Origin of the sequence: Pseudomonas fluvialis (genome assembly GCF_014207935.1) — a bacterium.
In the GTDB taxonomy this organism is placed as follows: Bacteria; Pseudomonadota; Gammaproteobacteria; order Pseudomonadales; family Pseudomonadaceae; genus Aquipseudomonas; species Aquipseudomonas fluvialis_A.
This window is the reverse complement of sequence record NZ_JACHLL010000001.1, coordinates 847,150-862,611: the sequence shown is the minus strand read 5'-3', so window position 1 is coordinate 862,611 and position 15,462 is coordinate 847,150. Positions and strand designations below refer to the sequence as shown.

Genomic DNA, 15,462 nt, shown 5'->3' with positions numbered 1-15,462 from the left:
CCATGCCGAACAAGATTCATGTGACCGACACCATCCTGCGTGACGCCCACCAGTCGCTGATCGCCACCCGCATGCGCACCGAAGACATGCTGCCGATCTGCCCCAAGCTCGATCAGGTCGGCTACTGGTCGCTGGAAGTCTGGGGCGGCGCGACCTTCGACGCCTGCGTGCGCTTCCTCAAGGAAGACCCGTGGGAGCGCCTGCGTCTGCTCAAGGCAGCGCTGCCCAACACCCGTCTGCAGATGCTCCTGCGCGGGCAGAACCTGCTGGGCTACCGCCACTACAGCGATGACGTGGTGCGTGCCTTCGTCGCTAAGGCGGCAGTGAATGGCATCGATGTGTTCCGCATCTTCGACGCGATGAACGACGTGCGTAACCTGCGCGTGTCCATCGAAGCGGTGAAGGCCGCCGGCAAGCATGCCCAGGGCACGCTCTGCTACACCACCAGCCCGGTGCACACCGTGCAGGCATTCGTCGACCAGGCCAAGCAGATGGAAGCCATGGGTTGCGACTCGGTGGCGATCAAGGACATGGCCGGTCTGCTGACTCCCTACGCCACCTTCGAGCTGGTCAAGGCGCTGAAGGCCGAGCAGGGCCTGCCGATCTTCATCCACAGCCACGACACCGCCGGCCTGGCCTCCATGTGCCAGATGAAGGCCATCGAGGCCGGTGCCAGCCATATCGACACCGCCATCTCCAGCTTCGCCTGGGGCACCAGCCACGCCGGCACCGAGTCGATGGTCGCCGCCCTGCGCGGCAGCAAATATGACACCGGCCTGAACCTGGAGCTGATCCAGGAGATCGGCCTGTACTTCTACAACGTGCGCAAGAAGTACCACCAGTTCGAGAGCGAGTTCACCGGCGTGGACACCCGCGTGCAGATCAACCAAGTGCCGGGCGGCATGATGTCCAACCTGGCCAACCAGCTCAAAGAGCAGGGCGCGCTCAACCGCATCAACGAAGTCTTCGCCGAGATCCCGAAAGTGCGCGAAGACCTCGGCTTCCCGCCGCTGGTGACGCCGACCTCGCAGATCGTCGGCACACAGGCCGTGTTCAACGTGCTGGCCGGCGAGCGCTACAAGACCATCACCAACGAGGTGAAGCTGTATCTGCAGGGCCGTTACGGCCGCGCCGCCGGTACCATCAACGAGCAGCTGCGGGCCCAGGCCATCGGCAGCGAGGAAGTGATCGACGTGCGTCCGGCCGATCTGCTTAAGCCGGAAATGGCCAAGCTGCGCGAGGAAATCGGCACCCTGGCCAAATCCGAAGAAGACGTGCTGACCTACGCCATGTTCCCGGACATCGGCCGCAAGTTCCTCGAAGAGCGTGCCGCCGGCACCCTCAAGCCCGAAGCCCTGCTGCCGGTGCCGGACGTGGCCGGCCTGTGCCCGGTGCCGGGCGAGGGCGTGCCGACCGAGTTCGTCATCGACGTACACGGCGAGACCTATCGCGTGGACATCACCGGCGTGGGCGTGAAGACCGACGGCAAGCGACACTTCTACCTGGCCATCGACGGCATGCCCGAAGAGGTGGTGTTCGAGCCGCTCAACCAGTTCGTCGCGGGCGGCGGCAACAAGCGCAAGCAGGCCAGCGCGCCGGGCGACGTGGCCACCACCATGCCGGGCAACATCGTCGACGTGCTGGTCAAGGAAGGCGACGTGGTCAAGGCCGGCCAGCCGCTGCTGGTCACCGAGGCGATGAAGATGGAAACCGAAGTGCCGTCGCCGCTGGCCGGTAAGGTCAAGGCCATCCATGTGGCCAAGGGCGACCGGGTGAACCCGGGTGAGGTCCTGATCGAGATCGAGGGTTGATCCAGGGCTGTGTGATGTCCAGAGCCTGCCAGGGCTCTGGACATGATTTGCAAGCATTGCGATGTGACGCCAGGGAGCGGCTGCAGCATCTTCCCGTCGTGCATCGTGAAGCCATTTCCCACCCTCCGGCTGGCGGAGGGCGTGTATAGGCAACCGCCGCTGCACGACGCCTGGGTCGAACCGATCCGGGTCGCCGCCCCTGCCTCATGAGGGCAGGGTTTTCATTTCTTTATGGAGTGTGTGATGGGCCTTGATCCAGTGGTGCTGTTCTTCATCTTCGGTTTGCTGGCCGGGCTGGTGAAAAGCGAACTGAAGCTGCCCCCGGCACTCTATGAAACCCTGTCGATCATCCTGCTGCTGGCCATCGGTCTGCACGGCGGGGTGGAGCTGGCCGAGCAGGCCAGTCCGACGCTGCTGGGCCAGTCACTGCTGGTGCTGGGCCTCGGTGTGCTACTGCCGGTACTGGCCTTCGGCCTGCTGCGCGGCCTGCGTTTCGACCGCATCAACGCCGCCGCAGTCGCCGCGCACTACGGCTCGGTGAGTGCCGGTACCTTCGCCGTGGTGGTCGCCTACCTGGCGGCCCGGCAGGTGGAGTTCGAGAGCTACATGCCGCTGTTCGTGGCGATTCTGGAAATCCCGGCGATTCTGGTCGGCATCCTGCTGGCCAAGGGCGTGTCGCGCGATACCCAGTGGAAGGAACTGGGTCGCGAGATCTTCCTCGGCAAGTCGATCATGCTGCTGCTCGGCGGCCTGGTGATCGGTGCGGTGGCCGGCAAGGAGGCGATCAAGCCGCTGGAGCCGCTGTACACCAGCATGTTCAAGCCGGTGCTGGCGTTCTTCCTGCTGGAGATGGGCCTGATCGCCTCCGGGCAGTTGGGCGCCCTGAAGAAGCATGGCGTGCGACTGGCGGTGTTTGCCCTGTGCATGCCGCTGCTCGGCGCCCTGATCGGCGCGTTGCTGGCGCGGGCCATGGGCCTGTCGCTGGGCGGTACTGCCATGCTCGCCACCCTGGCGGCTTCGGCGTCCTATATCGCGGTGCCGGCGGCCATGCGTCTGGCGGTGCCCGAGGCCAATCCCTCGCTGTCGCTGACGGCATCGCTGGGCATCACCTTTCCCTTCAACATTCTGGTCGGCATTCCGCTCTATCTGGCGCTGGCCGAGCATCTGATCGCCTGGGGGCTATGACATGAGCATCCATCAACGCACCCTGCTCACGGTGATCTGTGAGGCTGCGCTGGAGAAGAAGCTGGTGGCTGACCTGGAGCAGCTGGGCGCGCCCGGGTGGACCATTTCCGATGCCCGTGGCCGTGGCAATCGCGGCGTGCGTAGCGCCGGCTGGGACACCGAGGGCAATATCCGCGTGGAGATCATCTGCGCCCGTGATGTCGCCGAGCGCATTGCCGCGCACCTGCAGGCCAAGTACTACGCCAACTACGCCATGGTCTGCTACCTGGCGCAGGTCGAGGTATTGCGCCCGGAACGCTTCTGACCCTGCTCTGCTAGGCTGAACCCAGGAGGCAGAGCCGCTGCTTGGGAGAGGTCCGGGATGGCACAGTGCGGTTGGGTGGCGTTACTGGCAGGGCTGTTGCTGCAGGGCGTGCAGGCGGCTGAACCCTTGCGCGTGCTGACCGAGCATTCACCGCCTGGCGAATACCTGGCGGCCGATGGCCGCGTTACCGGCCCTACCGCCGAGATGGTCCGCGAGCTGCTGCAACGGGCCGGCGAGTCGGCCGAGATCGAGCTGCTGCCGTGGATGCGCGCCTATCAGATCGCCAGCACCGCCACGGCGCCCGTGGCTCTGTTCGAGACATCGCGTACCCCGGAGCGGGAAGTGCAGTTCAAGTGGGTGGGGCCGATCAAGCGCATTCGCTGGGGGCTGTATGACCGTGCGGAAAGGGCCAGGCCATTGGCTGATCTGGAGCAGGCACGGCAGGCCACGTCGATCTGTACCTACATTGGCGATGGCAAGGGCGACCTGCTGGCGCAGCGCGGCTTCAGCAACCTGTTTCGTCCGGCCAAATCGCAGCAGTGCTTCGATATGCTCCGTCTGGGCCGCGATACGCTGTGGCTGTCCAGCGATATCGAAATGGAAAATATCCGCAGCGGGACTGACCTGGCCTTGCAGCAGGTACTGGCCATCGACAGCCTGGACCTCTATATCGCCTTTTCCCGGGCCACGCCCGATGCCACCGTCCGGCACTGGCAAGCCACGCTGGACGCCATGAAGCGTGATGGCAGCCTGGCTCGCCATTACAGGGGCACTTACGCCGATAGCCTGATTGAGGAAGTCAGCCAGGTATCGGTCGCGCCCTGATTCAAGATTTTCTCAATAGCCCTTATTGAATCGATTGCTTTGCTCAATAGGTGGAGCCTGGCCGATGCTTGCCCCGTGATTGTTATTGCTCGGGGGAACTCAGATGAAAACCGTGGCCCAGATGCTCCATGCCAAGTCCAGCCAGGACGTCCACACCATCACGCCGGAAGCTACCGTGCTCGATGCGCTGTGGCTGATGGCTGAGTGCAACGTCGGTGCCCTGCCGGTGTGCGATGAGCAGGGCCGGTTGGTCGGCATCTTCAGCGAGCGCGACTATGCGCGCAAAGGCGTGCTGCTGGGACGCTCCTCGATCGGCACCCAGGTCCGCGAGGTCATGAGCACGCCGGTGCTGACCGTGGTGGCCCGGCAGGGTATCCGCGAGTGCATGGAGCTGATGACCGAGCACCATCTGCGGCACTTGCCGGTGGTGGAGGGGCAGCGCCTGGTCGGCCTGCTGTCGATAGGTGACCTGATCAAGGCCACTCTCGCCGAGCAGGATGGCCTGATCCATTCGCTGGAGCAGTACATCCGCGGCGCGGCCTGAGCTTCAGGCCAGCAGATGGGCCAGCCAGGTACCCAGCGCGATCAGGCTGGCAAGACCCACCAGTAGCGGAATGAGGCTTTCCAGCACGCCGGCCTGGTCGTGTTGATGGATGGTGCAGCTAGGGTAGCGGCCACCCGTGAGGGTGCGCAGGATCAGCCAGCCGAGCATCCACGGCAGCTTGTACAGCGACAGTTCGATAATGCCCCAGAGCAGCACGCGGACCAGCAGGTACAGAGCCCGGCCGAACAGGCGCAGGCCGCCCTCGATCAGCTCTTCCATGGGCTCAGTCCGCCAGCTCGCCGCACAGGTCGAGGGCGAACAGGCGCTCGCATTCCTGCTGGCAGAGGCCGGCACCGAGCAGGGCGAACAGCTTGCCCAGCGCCGCTTCGCGGGTCATGCCGCCACCGCTGATCAGGCCGCAGCCGGCCAGGGCGCTGCCGGCGGCATACACGCCGAACTCGATATGGCCCTGCGGGCACTGACTGATCGCCGCCAGCACCACGCCACGCTCGTGGGCCTCGTGCAATGCGGCGAGCATCTCCGGGTTGTCCGAGGGCCCAGTGCCGCTGCCGTAGCACTCCAGCAGCAGGCCCTGCACTCCGCTGGCCAGCAGGGCGTTCAGTTGCGCGGCCTGCAGGCCAGGGTAGAGCGGCAGGACGGCGAGGTTCACCACGTGGCGCGGATGGCGGTAGTCAAGGTTGGCCGGTAGCGCAGCCAGGCGCTGGCCGTGGCGTGGCCGTTGCGCTTCACCAAAGGCATCGAAGGCTTCGCTCTTGCCCTTGCTGACCCGCGCGCCATGCAGCAGCTGACCGTTGAAGAACACCTGTACGCCTGGTGACAGCCCGCCCTGCAGGGCGGCCAGTGCGCCGAACAGATTGGGCCAGGCATCACTGCCCGCCACGCCCGCCGGCTGCATGGAGCCGGTCAGCACCACGGGGATCTCCATGCCCAGCAGCAGGAAGCTCAGGGCCGCCGCGCTGTAGGCCAGGGTATCGGTGCCGTGCAGCAGCAGCACGGCATCGCAACCTTCTTCTTCCACCGCCTCGATGATCGTTGTGCGCATGGCCAGCCAGTGACGCTGGGTCATGTTGGCGCTGTCCAGCAGCGGGCTCAGCTCGCGGAACAGCCAGTGCGGCACCGGGCGCTCGGGGTGTGCCTGCTGCTCGGCCCTGAGGCGTGCCTCGAAGCCGCCGGCCGGCACCAGACCCTCGGCGCTCTGTTGCATGCCGATGGTGCCGCCGGTGTAGAGAATCAGCAGCTTGTGCGGACTGGGCATGGTGAAGGTCCTTGATCGACGACGGAAAATGGCGAAACGGCCGGGCGGCAGACCGGCTCTGGCTGGTCGAGTTTAACGGGGAATCGGCGTGCTTTGGACGAACAAAAGGGGGCGCTCGGCCCCCTTCTGGTCACGCCCGGCCTGTCAGCGTTGCAGCTGGGCGTTGCCTGGCGCCGGCTCGCGCTGAGCCTGCCCGACGGCGCCGTTCCAGACCTGCGGGTCGAGGTCGAGGTCGGCAAACTGCTTGGCATCCAGTACCGGGCTTTGCACGCCGGCCTGGATCTGGCTGTCGTAGTCGCGCATCAGGCGCAGGCCGACCTTGAACAGCATGAACAGCGCGGCCAGGTTGACCAGTGCCAGCAGGCCCATGGTCACGTCGGCGAAGCCGAACACGGTGGACAGGTCCTGCATCGAACCCCACAGCACCAGGGCCATCACCAGCACGCGGTAGACCTGCACCAGCCAGCGCTTCTGGCTGAAAAAGCCCAGCGCGTTCTCACCCAGGTAGTAGTTGTACACCAGGGTGGTGAAGACGAAGAGCAGCAGCGCCAGGCTGACAAAGACGCGGCCCCATTCGCCCACCTCGGCGGCCAGGGCGGCCTGGGTCAGCACCACGCCGGCCTGCTCCATGCCCGGCTGGTAGACGCCGGAGAGCAGAATGATCAGCGCGGTGCTGGTGCACACCAGGATGGTGTCGATGAACACGCTCAGCGACTGCACGATGCCCTGTGCCGCCGGGTGCTTGACCTCGGCCACCGCCGCCACGTTCGGCGCACTGCCCAGGCCCGCTTCGTTGGAGAACAGGCCGCGCTTCACGCCCATCAGGATGGCCGCGCCGATGCCGCCGGCGAAGGCCGGCTCCAGGCCGAAGGCACTCTTGACGATCAGCGCCAGGGTCGCCGGCACTTCGCCGATGTTCATGCCCAGCACCACCAGCGCCATGCCGATGTAGGAGAAGGCCATGATCGGCACCAGCACGTCGGCCATGCTGGCGATGCGCTTGATGCCGCCGAAGATGATCAGGCCGATCACCAGCACCAGGGCGATGCCGCTGAAGTGGGTGGGCAGGCCGAAGGTGTCATGCAGCGAGGTGGCCACGGTGTAGGACTGCACGGCGTTGAAGCCGAAGCCGAAGGTCACCAGCAGCAGGATCGAAAAGACAATCGCCAGCCAGCGCAGACCGAGGCCGTGCTGGATGTAGAAGGCCGGACCGCCACGGTAACCGCCATCCGGTTCGCGACGCTTGAACAGCTGGGCCAGCGAGCATTCGAAGTAGCTGGTGGCCATGCCGAGCAGCGCCACCAGCCACATCCAGAACACCGCGCCCGGGCCGCCGAGCATGATGGCCACGGCGACACCGGCGATATTGCCGGCACCCACGCGGCCGGCCACCGAAAGCATCAGGGCCTGGAATGAGCTGAGTTGACCGGGTTTACGTTGGAAGGCCTCGGCGAAGATGCTGAACATGTTGCCGAAGTAGCGGAATTGCACGAAGCGCGAGGCAATCGAGAAATACAGGCCGAGACCGACCAGGGCGACAATGAGGACCTTGCTCCAGAGCAGGTCATTGAGTAGATCAAGCATGGCGGATGTCTCTCTTGTTGTAGTGGTGGCGGTGCCGGTCGGGGTTGGCGTCCGGGGACCTTGGCATGGTTGGCCAAGGTTGGCGTCCCGGCAATTTCGCAGGTCGCGGCGAGTTGGCGCGAGTTGATGCTAGAATCGCTCCACTCGCATCATCCGGAGCGGCACCATGGCGGAACACCTGGGCGACAACCTCAAGCTGCTCTGCAGCCACTACCGCTCGATTGCCGAGGTGTGCCGACAACTGGCGATCAACCGCGCCCAGTTCAACAAGTACCTCAGCGGTCAGAGCCGGCCCACGCCCTACAACCTCAAGCGCATCGGCGACTTCTTCGGCGTCGAGGACTACGAGCTGGCGCTGCCGCCGGAGCAGTTCGCCCGCCTGATCGGCGCGCGGGCCGGCGAGGCATCGCGAGCGCCGACCCGCGATCCCCTGCAGCGCCTGCTGCAGCCGCTGCGAGAGCACACCGGCGACCTGCGCCGCTACTGCGGTTACTACTTCGAGTACTCCAACTGCATGTCGGTGCCCGGCTGCGTGCTGTTGTCACTGGTACAGCTGTGGGAGGAAGACGGGGTATTCCTCTTCGAGCGTCAGGAGCGTCAGGAGCGTGCCGCGTCAGGCGACGACGAGGACTGGGTGCGCTGCCGCTACCTGGGCGCGGCCTTTGCCCTGCATGACCGACTGTTCCTTACCGACTATGAGTCGCTGACCCTCAACGAGATGAGTCAGACCATCCTCATTCCCAGCTACAAGAGCCGCATCACCCGCCTCAACGGCCTGAAAACCGGCGTCTCCAGCGGCGACCGGCGCAACCCGGCCTGCACCCGCGTGGTCTGGGAATACCTGGGCGCCGAGATCAACCGCATCAACGCCTATCGTCAGGTGCGCCTCTACGCCCCGGATGACCCGCGTCTGGACGACGACATCCGCCAGCGCCTGGCCGAGGCGCCGCTGAAGAACGGCCTGTTCGAGATCGAGTAGCCCACCCATGAATCCTGTCACCACTGGAATACCCAGCATGCCCACCCGAACCCTGATCTGTCTGATGGCATTGGCCGCGCTGCTGCTAAGCGGCTGTGGTGGCATCCAGGGGCAGGGTTATCTGTTCACCGAAGGCGGCAAGCCGCTGCGGCTGAATGATGAGGTCACGCTGACGCAGGGGCATATGAGTCTGGTGTTCGACGCCGAGCCGGGGCTGTGGTCGCGGCTGCGTCTGCACAACGAACGGGTCGATTTCAGTACCCCGGTGAATGACGAGGCTTATGCCGGCAATGGCTTCTTCCTGCGCAGCCAGGACAGCGGGCTGGCCTATGACATCCGCGCCAGCTGGCGAGAGGAGCGTGGTCTGCTGACCGAGCGGGATAACCGGGAAAACTGCACCACGGCCGGCTACTGCCGCAAACAGGTGGCGCGGCTGGTGTGCGACCGCAAGAGCTACCGTCCGGGCACCGAACGTTACGAGGAGCATCTGGACGATGCCAACTGCGTGCAGGAGCCGGTGTATGTGACCGACTACTTCCCCGACTGCCCCGGTACCCGGCAGGTGCGCACGCGCAATCGGCAGTACCAGTTGCTGGTGCAGGTGGACTTCCTTCAGCCCCGGGCGGAGCGCCCGCCAGTGGCCGTGTTCGACGGGCAAACCCGGCCGCGCGAACGCGAACTGGAAGTCCTCAGTGAGGGGCGCTGCCTAATCCGCTGAGCCGCGCAGCGCCGCCAGCCGCTGTATCTGTTTCCCGGCGGCATCGAAGTTGTCCGCCGCCAGCCAGTGCTCGAAGGCCGCGCGGCAGGCCGGCCATTCGCCGTCGATCAGGGAGTACCAGGCGGTGTCACGGTTCTCGCCCTTGACGATCATGTGCTGGCGGAACAGCCCTTCATAAACGAAGCCGAAACGCTCGGCGGCGCGCCGCGAGCGGGCGTTGCGCGCATTGCACTTCCACTCCAGGCGGCGGTAGCCGAGCCCGTCGAAGGCCTGGCGGGCCAGCAGGAATACCGCCTCGCTGGCGCCCGGCGTGTGCTGCAGGGCGGCGCCGAAGGCAATATGGCCGATCTCGATGCAGCCGTCCTTGGGCGTGACGCGCAGGTAGGCGAGCAGGCCGAGGGCGCGCAGGTTGCCCTGGTCGATCACCGTATAGAACTGCGGATCGAGGCTGGTGGTATTGCCGGCCAGCCAGGTGTCGAAGGCCGCGCGTGTGGCGAAGGGGCCGTAGGGCAGGTAATCCCACAGCGCCGGGTCCGGCCCCTGCAGTTCCCGCCACAGGTCGTCGCTGTGGCACGCGGCGTCCAGCGGCTCCAGGCGCACGAAGCGGCCCACCAGCGCCTCGTGCGGTGGAAAGGGCCGCGCCTGCCATCGGCTCAGATCGGCACTCACAGGATTTTCCGGTACTGGATAAAGCCGGAGCGGTCGGCTATGCGGTCGTACAGCATGCGCCCCTGGTAGTTGGTCTCCTGGGTCAGCCAGTGCACGCGGCTGGCGCCGGCCCGGGCGGCCTCGGCATAGACATGCTCGATCAGCGCGCGGCCGATGCCGCCGCCGCGAATGCCTTCGGCGACGAACAGGTCCTGCAGGTAGCAGTAGTCGCCCGGGGTCCAGCAGCTGCGGTGATAGATGAAGTGCACCAGGCCGACGGCCACGCCGTCGCGCCACGCTAGAGCCGCGTGCATGGGCTCGGCCGGGTCGAGAAAGCGTTGCCAGGTCAGGGCGCTGGTCTCGGCCGGGATTTCGGCCTGGTAGAAGCGCTGGTAGCCCTGCCACAGCGGCAGCCAGGCGGCGTGGTCGTCAGCCGTAATGGGGCGGATTTGCAGAGTGTTCATCGAGTGCTCCTTGCGGGTTTTCAGGGTGTCATCCGCGCGGCCAGTTCACGGTCGCGCGGGTTGTCGGAGGCGGCCAGGCCCTCGCGCACGCCGGCGCGGTCGGCGGCCTGGCGGTTCTGCGAGAGCTTCCACTGGCCTTCGAGGCGGCGGATCGGCAGGGCGAAGCCGACGATGGCGCGCAGCATGCGCTCCAGGTATTCGGATGGCGCGTCGTCCAGCGCCCAGGGCCGGGGCCGGCCGGCTTCATGGCGGGCGGTCAGGCGTTCGAGCAGTAGACGTAAACGGTCGGCATCGTCGAAGACTTCGACCTGCCCCCAGGCATGCACGGCGATGTAGTTCCAGGTCGGCACCACCTGCCCATGCTCGGCCTTGCCGGGATACCAACCGGGATGCACATAGGCATCAGGGCCGCTGAATACCGTCAGCGCCTCTTGCCCGGTAAGGTCCTGCCAGTGCGGGTTGGCGCGGGCGAAGTGGCCGTAGAGGGTGCCGAACTCACCTTCATCCGCCGCCAGCAGCAGCGGCAGATGGGTGGCCTGCAGCCCGGCCGGGCCATTGCTGGTGAGCAGCGCCAGGCCAGTGCTGTCGATCTGGGCGTGCAGGGTGGTCAGGTCATCCTGCCGGAAGGCGGTGGGGCGGTACATGGCGTTTACCTCGCTGGGAATGGCCCCATGCTAGGCGCTGGATTGGTCTGTTATAAGATCCACTTCCAGCCAGTTTAAAGGTGCCAATTAATGCGCGAGACGCCGCCACTGCCGGTCGACCTGTCCGGCATCCGCCTCGACCCCACTGCCGGGCTGTCGCGCCAGCTGTACCTGGCCCTGCGCGAGCGCATCCTCGACGGTCGTCTGGCCGGACGCACGCGCCTGCCGGCCAGCCGTGATCTCGCGGACCTGCTGGGTATTTCCCGCAATACCGTGACGCGCGCCTTCGACCAGCTCTACGCCGAGGGTTATATCGAGGGGCGGGTGGGTGCCGGTACCTTTGTGGCCGATCTGCGTCAGCCGGCAGCGGCAGCTGCCGTGGCGGCGCCGGCCGCTCTGCCCGGCCCGCCGCCGGGGCCGGCGCTGCAGTTGCTTGCCGAGCACCGCCTCAATCCCCGGCCGCAGGGGCCGCCGCGGGCCTTCCGTGTCGGCGTGCCGGCCTTCGACCTGTTTCCCTTCGAGACCTGGGCGCGGCTGATGGCGCGCTTCTGGCGTCGCCCGCCGGCCGAGGCGCTGGGCTATGGCGACCCGGCCGGGGACCGGCGCCTGCGCGAGCTGGTGGCGGCCTACCTGCGCAGCAGCCGGGGGCTGGCCTGCGAACCCGAGCAGGTGCTGATCACCTGTGGCTCGCAGCAGGCCATCAGCCTGTGTGCCCAGTTGCTAGTGCAGCCGGGCGAGCGGGTGGCGATCGAGAACCCCGGCTACCGCGCCGCCGGGCATGCCTTTGCCGTGGCCGGTGGCCGGCTGTGCGGCGTGCCGGTGGACGGCGAGGGGCTGGATATCGCCGCGCTGGAGCGCCTAGGCGCCTGCCGGCTGGCCTATGTCACGCCCTCGCACCAGTACCCCACGGGCGTCACCCTGTCGCTGGCGCGGCGTCTGGAGCTGCTGGCCTGGGCCGAGCGCCACGACGCCTGGGTGATCGAGGACGACTACGACGGCGAGTACCGCTACCGCGGCGTCCCTTTGGCGCCGCTGGCCTCCCTCGACCGGCAGGGGCGGGTGCTCTATGTCGGCACCTTCTGCAAGATCGCCTTTCCCGGCCTGCGTCTGGGCTATCTGGTGCTGCCGCAGGCCCTGGTCGAGCCCTTTGCCCAGCGCCGCGCGCTGGACATACGTCATTCGGAAGCCGGCAGTCAGGCGGTGATGGCCGAATTCATCGCCGCCGGGCATTTCCAGCGCCATGTGCGGCGCATGCGCGGTGCCGCCCGTTCCCGGCGTGATGCGCTGCTGCAGGGCTGGCCGCAGGTGCCGGGCTGCGCCGCGCTGCCGGTGGTGGAGGCGGGCCTGCACCTGAGCGTGGCGGTCGACAGCCTGGCCCGCGAGCGCGAGCTGATTGCCCAGGCGGCGGCAGTCGGAGTGGAGATCAATGCCCTGAGCGGCTACTGGCTACCGGACAGCGCCATCCCCGAAGACGAGCGCGCCGGGTTGGTACTGGGCTTTGCCGCGGTGCCCGAGGCGCGGATCGCCGAGGCGCTGACCGCGCTGCGCCGGGCCTGGCGGCTGTAGCCAGGATCTGATCCGGGATGCAGGCATCCGGGTTACGCGGGCGCAAAAAAAACGGGATGCGTTGGGGCGCATCCCGTGAAGATGAGGGTGGAGACCCCTCAGGCTGGTGAGTCTGTGAGCCCGCCTCAGGCGGGTTTGACCGGTGTCTGGCCGCTGCGGGGCAGGGGCTCGCACGGGCCGTCGTAACGGGTTCTGACCGGGGCCGGCCAGGCCCGCCGCAGTGGCGGCAGGGCTTTGACCGGCGGGCGCGGCGTGCTGCTCATGGCTTAGCCCTTCAGCGGCACCAGGCGCGGCGCGATCATGTTTTCCGGGCGCAGGATGTCGGCCAGGGTGGCGTCGTCCAGCAGCTTCTCCTCGCGTACCAGCTCCAGCACGCCGCGCCCGGTATCCAGCGCCACCTTGGCGATGCGGGTGGCGTTCTCGTAGCCGATGTAGGGGTTAAGCGCGGTGATCAGGCCAATGGAGTTTTCCATCAGCTGGCGGCAATGGGCTTCGTTGGCGGTGATGCCGTCGATGCACAGCTCGCGCAGCATGTCCATGGAGCGGGTCAGCAGGCGGATCGAGTCAAGGATCTTGTAGGCGATCAGCGGCTCCATCACGTTCAGCTGCAGCTGGCCACCTTCGGCGGCGATGGTCAGGGCCAGGTCGTTGCCGATCACTTCGAAGGCCACCTGATTGACCGCTTCCGGAATCACCGGATTGACCTTGCCCGGCATGATCGAGCTGCCCGGCTGGCGTGCCGGCAGGTTGATCTCGTTGATCCCGGTGCGCGGGCCGCTGGAGAGCAGGCGCAGGTCGTTGCAGATCTTCGACAGCTTGACCGCGGTGCGCTTGAGCATGCCGGAGAACAGCACGAAGGCGCCCATGTCCGAGGTGGCTTCGATCAGGTCGGCGGCCTGTACTACCGGATGACCGCTGATGATCGCCAGGCGCTCGACCGCCAGCTTCTGGTAGGCCGGGTCGGCGTTGATGCCGGTGCCGATCGCGGTACCGCCCAGGTTCACTTCGGTCAGCAGCTGCGGGGCCATGCGCTTGAGGTGCTGCAGGTCTTCGCCGAGGGTGGTGGCGAAGGCGCGGAATTCCTGGCCGAGGGTCATCGGCACGGCGTCCTGCAGCTGGGTGCGGCCCATCTTCAGCACATGACCGAATTCCAGGCCCTTGGCGGCGAACGACTGGATCAGCTTGTCCAGCGCGGTGAGCAGGAAGTCATGGCCGAGCAGCAGGCCGACGCGGATGGCGGTGGGGTAGGCGTCGTTGGTCGACTGCGCCATGTTCACGTCGTTGTTCGGGTGCAGGTACTGGTACTCGCCCTTCTCATGGCCCATGGCTTCGAGCGCAATGTTCGCAATGACTTCGTTGGCGTTCATGTTGGTCGAGGTGCCGGCGCCGCCCTGGATCATGTCCACCACGAACTGCTCGTGGAACTCGCCCTGGATGATGCGGGCACAGGCGGTGCTGATCGCGGTGTGCTTGGCGGCGGACAGGTGGCCCAGCTCGCGGTTGGCGTCGGCGGCGGCCTGCTTGACCATGGCCAGAGCGATCACCAGTTTCGGGTAGTGCGACAGCGGTACACCAGACAGTCGAAAATTCTGCACAGCACGCAGGGTCTGAATGCCGTAATAGGCCTCGGCAGGGACTTCCAGTTTGCCAAGCAGATCTTTTTCGATACGGAAGGATGCAGCAGCGGACATGATGAGGTTAACTCTGTGGAATACGGCTGTAGCCGCGATGTGCCGTAGAGTAGGGGCTTGAGTCGGGATAAGGCCAATGCCGTTGCTTGCTGGGGTATGCATGATCGGCATAATGTCGCCGTGACTCGGTATTCATGTCGCGCGTGCATAATTCTGAACGATATATGGATGCCTGGCCCCTCACCCCAGCCCTCTCTCCAAGGGCCGAGGGAGTGGCATTGTGTGGGCGCTCGGGTGTAGGCATGGCTGCATGGATAACCCCCTCTCCCTGCGAGAGGGTTGGGGTAAGGGCAAAGGAGGATTGATGAACCTGGAAACCAAATGGCTGGAGGACTTCGTCACCCTGGCCGCCACCCGCAGCTTTTCCCAGGCGGCGCAGAAGCGGCACGTCACCCAGCCGGCCTTCAGCCGGCGCATCCGCAGCCTGGAATCGGTCCTCGGCCTGACCCTGGTCGACCGCAGTCACACGCCTGTGGAACTGACCGAGGCCGGGCAGCTATTCCTGGTCACCGCGCGCAACCTCAGCGAGCAACTGGGCGAGGTGGTGCGTCACCTGCACAACCTCGAAGGCCAGCAGGGCGAGGTGCTGCAGATTGCCGCCGCGCATTCGCTGACCCTGGGTTTCTTTCCCGAATGGATTGCCCGCCTGCGCCGCGAGGGCCTGCCGCTCAATACCCGGCTGGTGGCGACCAACGTCGGCGAGGCGGTGCACTCGCTGCGCGAAGGCAGCTGCGACTTGATTCTCGCCTACTACGATCCGGATGCGGCGCTGCAACTGACGGCGGAGATCTTTCCGTCGCTGCACCTGGGCGTGACCTCAATGCTGCCGGTGTGCGCGGTGACGGACGAGGGGGCGCCGCTGTTCGACCTCGACAGTGGGCAGAGCGTGCCGCTGCTGGCCTACAGCGCCGGGGCGTTTCTTGGACGTTCGGTTAATAGCCTGCTGCGCCAGCGCGGGCTACGCTCGACCACCGTGTATGAAACGGCCATGGCCGACAGCCTGAAAAGCATGGCCCTGCAGGGCCTGGGCGTGGCCTGGGTGCCGCGCCTGTCGGTGACCGCCGAGCTGGCCCGTGGCGAGCTGGTGGTCTGTGGTGACGAGCGCTGGCAGCTGCCGCTGGAGATTCGCCTGTATCGCTGCGCGCTGGTGCGCAAGGCGTCGGTGCGCCTGCTCTGGCGCAAGCTGGAAGCGGGCCTGGGGGCGCCGGCGCTTTAGTCTACGC

The 15,462-nt window shown here is 66.3% G+C and carries 16 protein-coding genes; 9 read left to right on the top strand and 7 right to left on the bottom strand.

Annotated features, from left to right (window positions below; genetic code table 11):
* Nucleotides 1-2: 2 nt before the first annotated feature.
* The 5 genes from oadA to HNP49_RS03945 all read left to right on the top strand — a co-directional run bounded on the left by oadA (nt 3) and on the right by HNP49_RS03945 (nt 4,669).
* Nucleotides 3-1,811 carry a sodium-extruding oxaloacetate decarboxylase subunit alpha gene (gene oadA / locus HNP49_RS03965; RefSeq protein ID WP_184680784.1) on the top strand — a complete coding sequence of 603 codons (1,809 nt, stop codon included), beginning with the start codon at nt 3-5 and terminating at the stop codon, nt 1,809-1,811.
* Nucleotides 1,812-2,054: 243 nt separating this feature from the next.
* Nucleotides 2,055-2,996: a sodium-dependent bicarbonate transport family permease gene (locus HNP49_RS03960; protein WP_184680782.1), complete on the top strand. Its 942-nt coding sequence runs from the start codon at nt 2,055-2,057 to the stop codon at nt 2,994-2,996.
* 1 nt (nt 2,997) lies between these two features.
* Nucleotides 2,998-3,300, top strand: coding sequence for a DUF3240 family protein (locus HNP49_RS03955; protein WP_184680780.1), 303 nt, complete (start codon nt 2,998-3,000; stop codon nt 3,298-3,300).
* 57 nt (nt 3,301-3,357) lie between these two features.
* The gene (locus tag HNP49_RS03950; protein ID WP_184680779.1) at nt 3,358-4,125 is read left to right on the top strand and encodes an ABC transporter substrate-binding protein; all 768 of its coding nucleotides are present in this window, start codon (nt 3,358-3,360) and stop codon (nt 4,123-4,125) included.
* Between the two features lie 103 nt (nt 4,126-4,228).
* Complete coding sequence (locus HNP49_RS03945; protein WP_184680777.1) at nt 4,229-4,669, top strand: CBS domain-containing protein; 441 nt, start codon at nt 4,229-4,231, stop codon at nt 4,667-4,669.
* 3 nt (nt 4,670-4,672) lie between these two features.
* Here the strand turns inward: HNP49_RS03945 and HNP49_RS03940 are convergent, their stop codons facing one another.
* From HNP49_RS03940 to HNP49_RS03930, 3 genes are all read right to left on the bottom strand, one after another.
* Nucleotides 4,673-4,948, bottom strand: a complete 276-nt coding sequence (locus HNP49_RS03940; protein WP_184680775.1) for a hypothetical protein — start codon at nt 4,946-4,948, stop codon at nt 4,673-4,675.
* Between the two features lie 4 nt (nt 4,949-4,952).
* Nucleotides 4,953-5,945, bottom strand: coding sequence for an asparaginase (locus tag HNP49_RS03935; protein ID WP_184680774.1), 993 nt, complete (start codon nt 5,943-5,945; stop codon nt 4,953-4,955).
* 144 nt (nt 5,946-6,089) lie between these two features.
* A complete protein-coding gene (locus HNP49_RS03930; protein WP_184680772.1) occupies nt 6,090-7,529 on the bottom strand; it encodes a sodium:alanine symporter family protein in 1,440 nt (479 codons plus the stop codon).
* Nucleotides 7,530-7,695: 166 nt separating this feature from the next.
* Here HNP49_RS03930 and HNP49_RS03925 point away from each other — a divergent pair, with 166 nt between their 5' ends.
* Together HNP49_RS03925 and HNP49_RS03920 are read left to right on the top strand one after the other, a co-directional pair.
* Nucleotides 7,696-8,508 carry a helix-turn-helix transcriptional regulator gene (locus HNP49_RS03925; protein WP_184680770.1) on the top strand — a complete coding sequence of 271 codons (813 nt, stop codon included), beginning with the start codon at nt 7,696-7,698 and terminating at the stop codon, nt 8,506-8,508.
* 37 nt (nt 8,509-8,545) lie between these two features.
* Complete coding sequence (locus HNP49_RS03920) at nt 8,546-9,226, top strand: hypothetical protein (protein WP_184680769.1); 681 nt, start codon at nt 8,546-8,548, stop codon at nt 9,224-9,226.
* Here HNP49_RS03920 and HNP49_RS03915 read toward each other — a convergent pair.
* The 3 genes from HNP49_RS03915 to HNP49_RS03905 are packed head-to-tail and all read right to left on the bottom strand — an operon-like array spanning nt 9,215 to nt 10,982.
* Nucleotides 9,215-9,895, bottom strand: a complete 681-nt coding sequence (locus HNP49_RS03915) for a GNAT family N-acetyltransferase (protein WP_184680768.1) — start codon at nt 9,893-9,895, stop codon at nt 9,215-9,217. The genes HNP49_RS03920 and HNP49_RS03915 overlap by 12 nt on opposite strands.
* Entirely contained in the window at nt 9,892-10,338 is a 447-nt protein-coding gene (locus HNP49_RS03910; RefSeq protein ID WP_184680767.1) for a GNAT family N-acetyltransferase, read from the bottom strand. The genes HNP49_RS03915 and HNP49_RS03910 overlap by 4 nt, the downstream gene beginning before the upstream one ends.
* Before the next feature lie 20 nt (nt 10,339-10,358).
* Nucleotides 10,359-10,982 (bottom strand): FMN-binding negative transcriptional regulator, encoded by a 624-nt coding sequence (locus HNP49_RS03905; protein WP_184680766.1) that lies wholly within the window; start codon nt 10,980-10,982, stop codon nt 10,359-10,361.
* A gap of 90 nt (nt 10,983-11,072) precedes the next feature.
* Here HNP49_RS03905 and HNP49_RS03900 point away from each other — a divergent pair, with 90 nt between their 5' ends.
* Nucleotides 11,073-12,548, top strand: coding sequence for a PLP-dependent aminotransferase family protein (locus HNP49_RS03900; protein ID WP_184680765.1), 1,476 nt, complete (start codon nt 11,073-11,075; stop codon nt 12,546-12,548).
* 266 nt (nt 12,549-12,814) lie between these two features.
* Here the strand turns inward: HNP49_RS03900 and aspA are convergent, their stop codons facing one another.
* Nucleotides 12,815-14,239 (bottom strand): aspartate ammonia-lyase, encoded by a 1,425-nt coding sequence (aspA, locus tag HNP49_RS03895; protein ID WP_184680764.1) that lies wholly within the window; start codon nt 14,237-14,239, stop codon nt 12,815-12,817.
* A gap of 304 nt (nt 14,240-14,543) precedes the next feature.
* On the opposite strand from aspA, the gene HNP49_RS03890 reads away from it, so the two are divergent.
* Nucleotides 14,544-15,455, top strand: coding sequence for a LysR substrate-binding domain-containing protein (locus HNP49_RS03890; RefSeq protein WP_184680763.1), 912 nt, complete (start codon nt 14,544-14,546; stop codon nt 15,453-15,455).
* Nucleotides 15,456-15,462: the final 7 nt, after the last annotated feature.

Excerpts from the sequence above, each read along its gene's own strand:
- HNP49_RS03940 (WP_184680775.1), bottom strand. The coding sequence starts at position 4,948 with ATGGAAGAGCTGATCGAGGGCGGCCTGCGCCTGTTCGGCCGGGCTCTG.
- HNP49_RS03910 (WP_184680767.1), bottom strand. The coding sequence starts at position 10,338 with ATGAACACTCTGCAAATCCGCCCCATTACGGCTGACGACCACGCCGCC.
- HNP49_RS03960 (WP_184680782.1), top strand. The coding sequence starts at position 2,055 with ATGGGCCTTGATCCAGTGGTGCTGTTCTTCATCTTCGGTTTGCTGGCC.
- HNP49_RS03945 (WP_184680777.1), top strand. The coding sequence starts at position 4,229 with ATGAAAACCGTGGCCCAGATGCTCCATGCCAAGTCCAGCCAGGACGTC.
- HNP49_RS03905 (WP_184680766.1), bottom strand. The coding sequence starts at position 10,982 with ATGTACCGCCCCACCGCCTTCCGGCAGGATGACCTGACCACCCTGCAC.
- oadA (WP_184680784.1), top strand. The coding sequence starts at position 3 with ATGCCGAACAAGATTCATGTGACCGACACCATCCTGCGTGACGCCCAC.
- HNP49_RS03935 (WP_184680774.1), bottom strand. The coding sequence starts at position 5,945 with ATGCCCAGTCCGCACAAGCTGCTGATTCTCTACACCGGCGGCACCATC.
- HNP49_RS03930 (WP_184680772.1), bottom strand. The coding sequence starts at position 7,529 with ATGCTTGATCTACTCAATGACCTGCTCTGGAGCAAGGTCCTCATTGTC.
- HNP49_RS03955 (WP_184680780.1), top strand. The coding sequence starts at position 2,998 with ATGAGCATCCATCAACGCACCCTGCTCACGGTGATCTGTGAGGCTGCG.
- HNP49_RS03925 (WP_184680770.1), top strand. The coding sequence starts at position 7,696 with ATGGCGGAACACCTGGGCGACAACCTCAAGCTGCTCTGCAGCCACTAC.
- HNP49_RS03890 (WP_184680763.1), top strand. The coding sequence starts at position 14,544 with ATGAACCTGGAAACCAAATGGCTGGAGGACTTCGTCACCCTGGCCGCC.
- aspA (WP_184680764.1), bottom strand. The coding sequence starts at position 14,239 with ATGTCCGCTGCTGCATCCTTCCGTATCGAAAAAGATCTGCTTGGCAAA.
- HNP49_RS03900 (WP_184680765.1), top strand. The coding sequence starts at position 11,073 with ATGCGCGAGACGCCGCCACTGCCGGTCGACCTGTCCGGCATCCGCCTC.
- HNP49_RS03950 (WP_184680779.1), top strand. The coding sequence starts at position 3,358 with ATGGCACAGTGCGGTTGGGTGGCGTTACTGGCAGGGCTGTTGCTGCAG.
- HNP49_RS03920 (WP_184680769.1), top strand. The coding sequence starts at position 8,546 with ATGCCCACCCGAACCCTGATCTGTCTGATGGCATTGGCCGCGCTGCTG.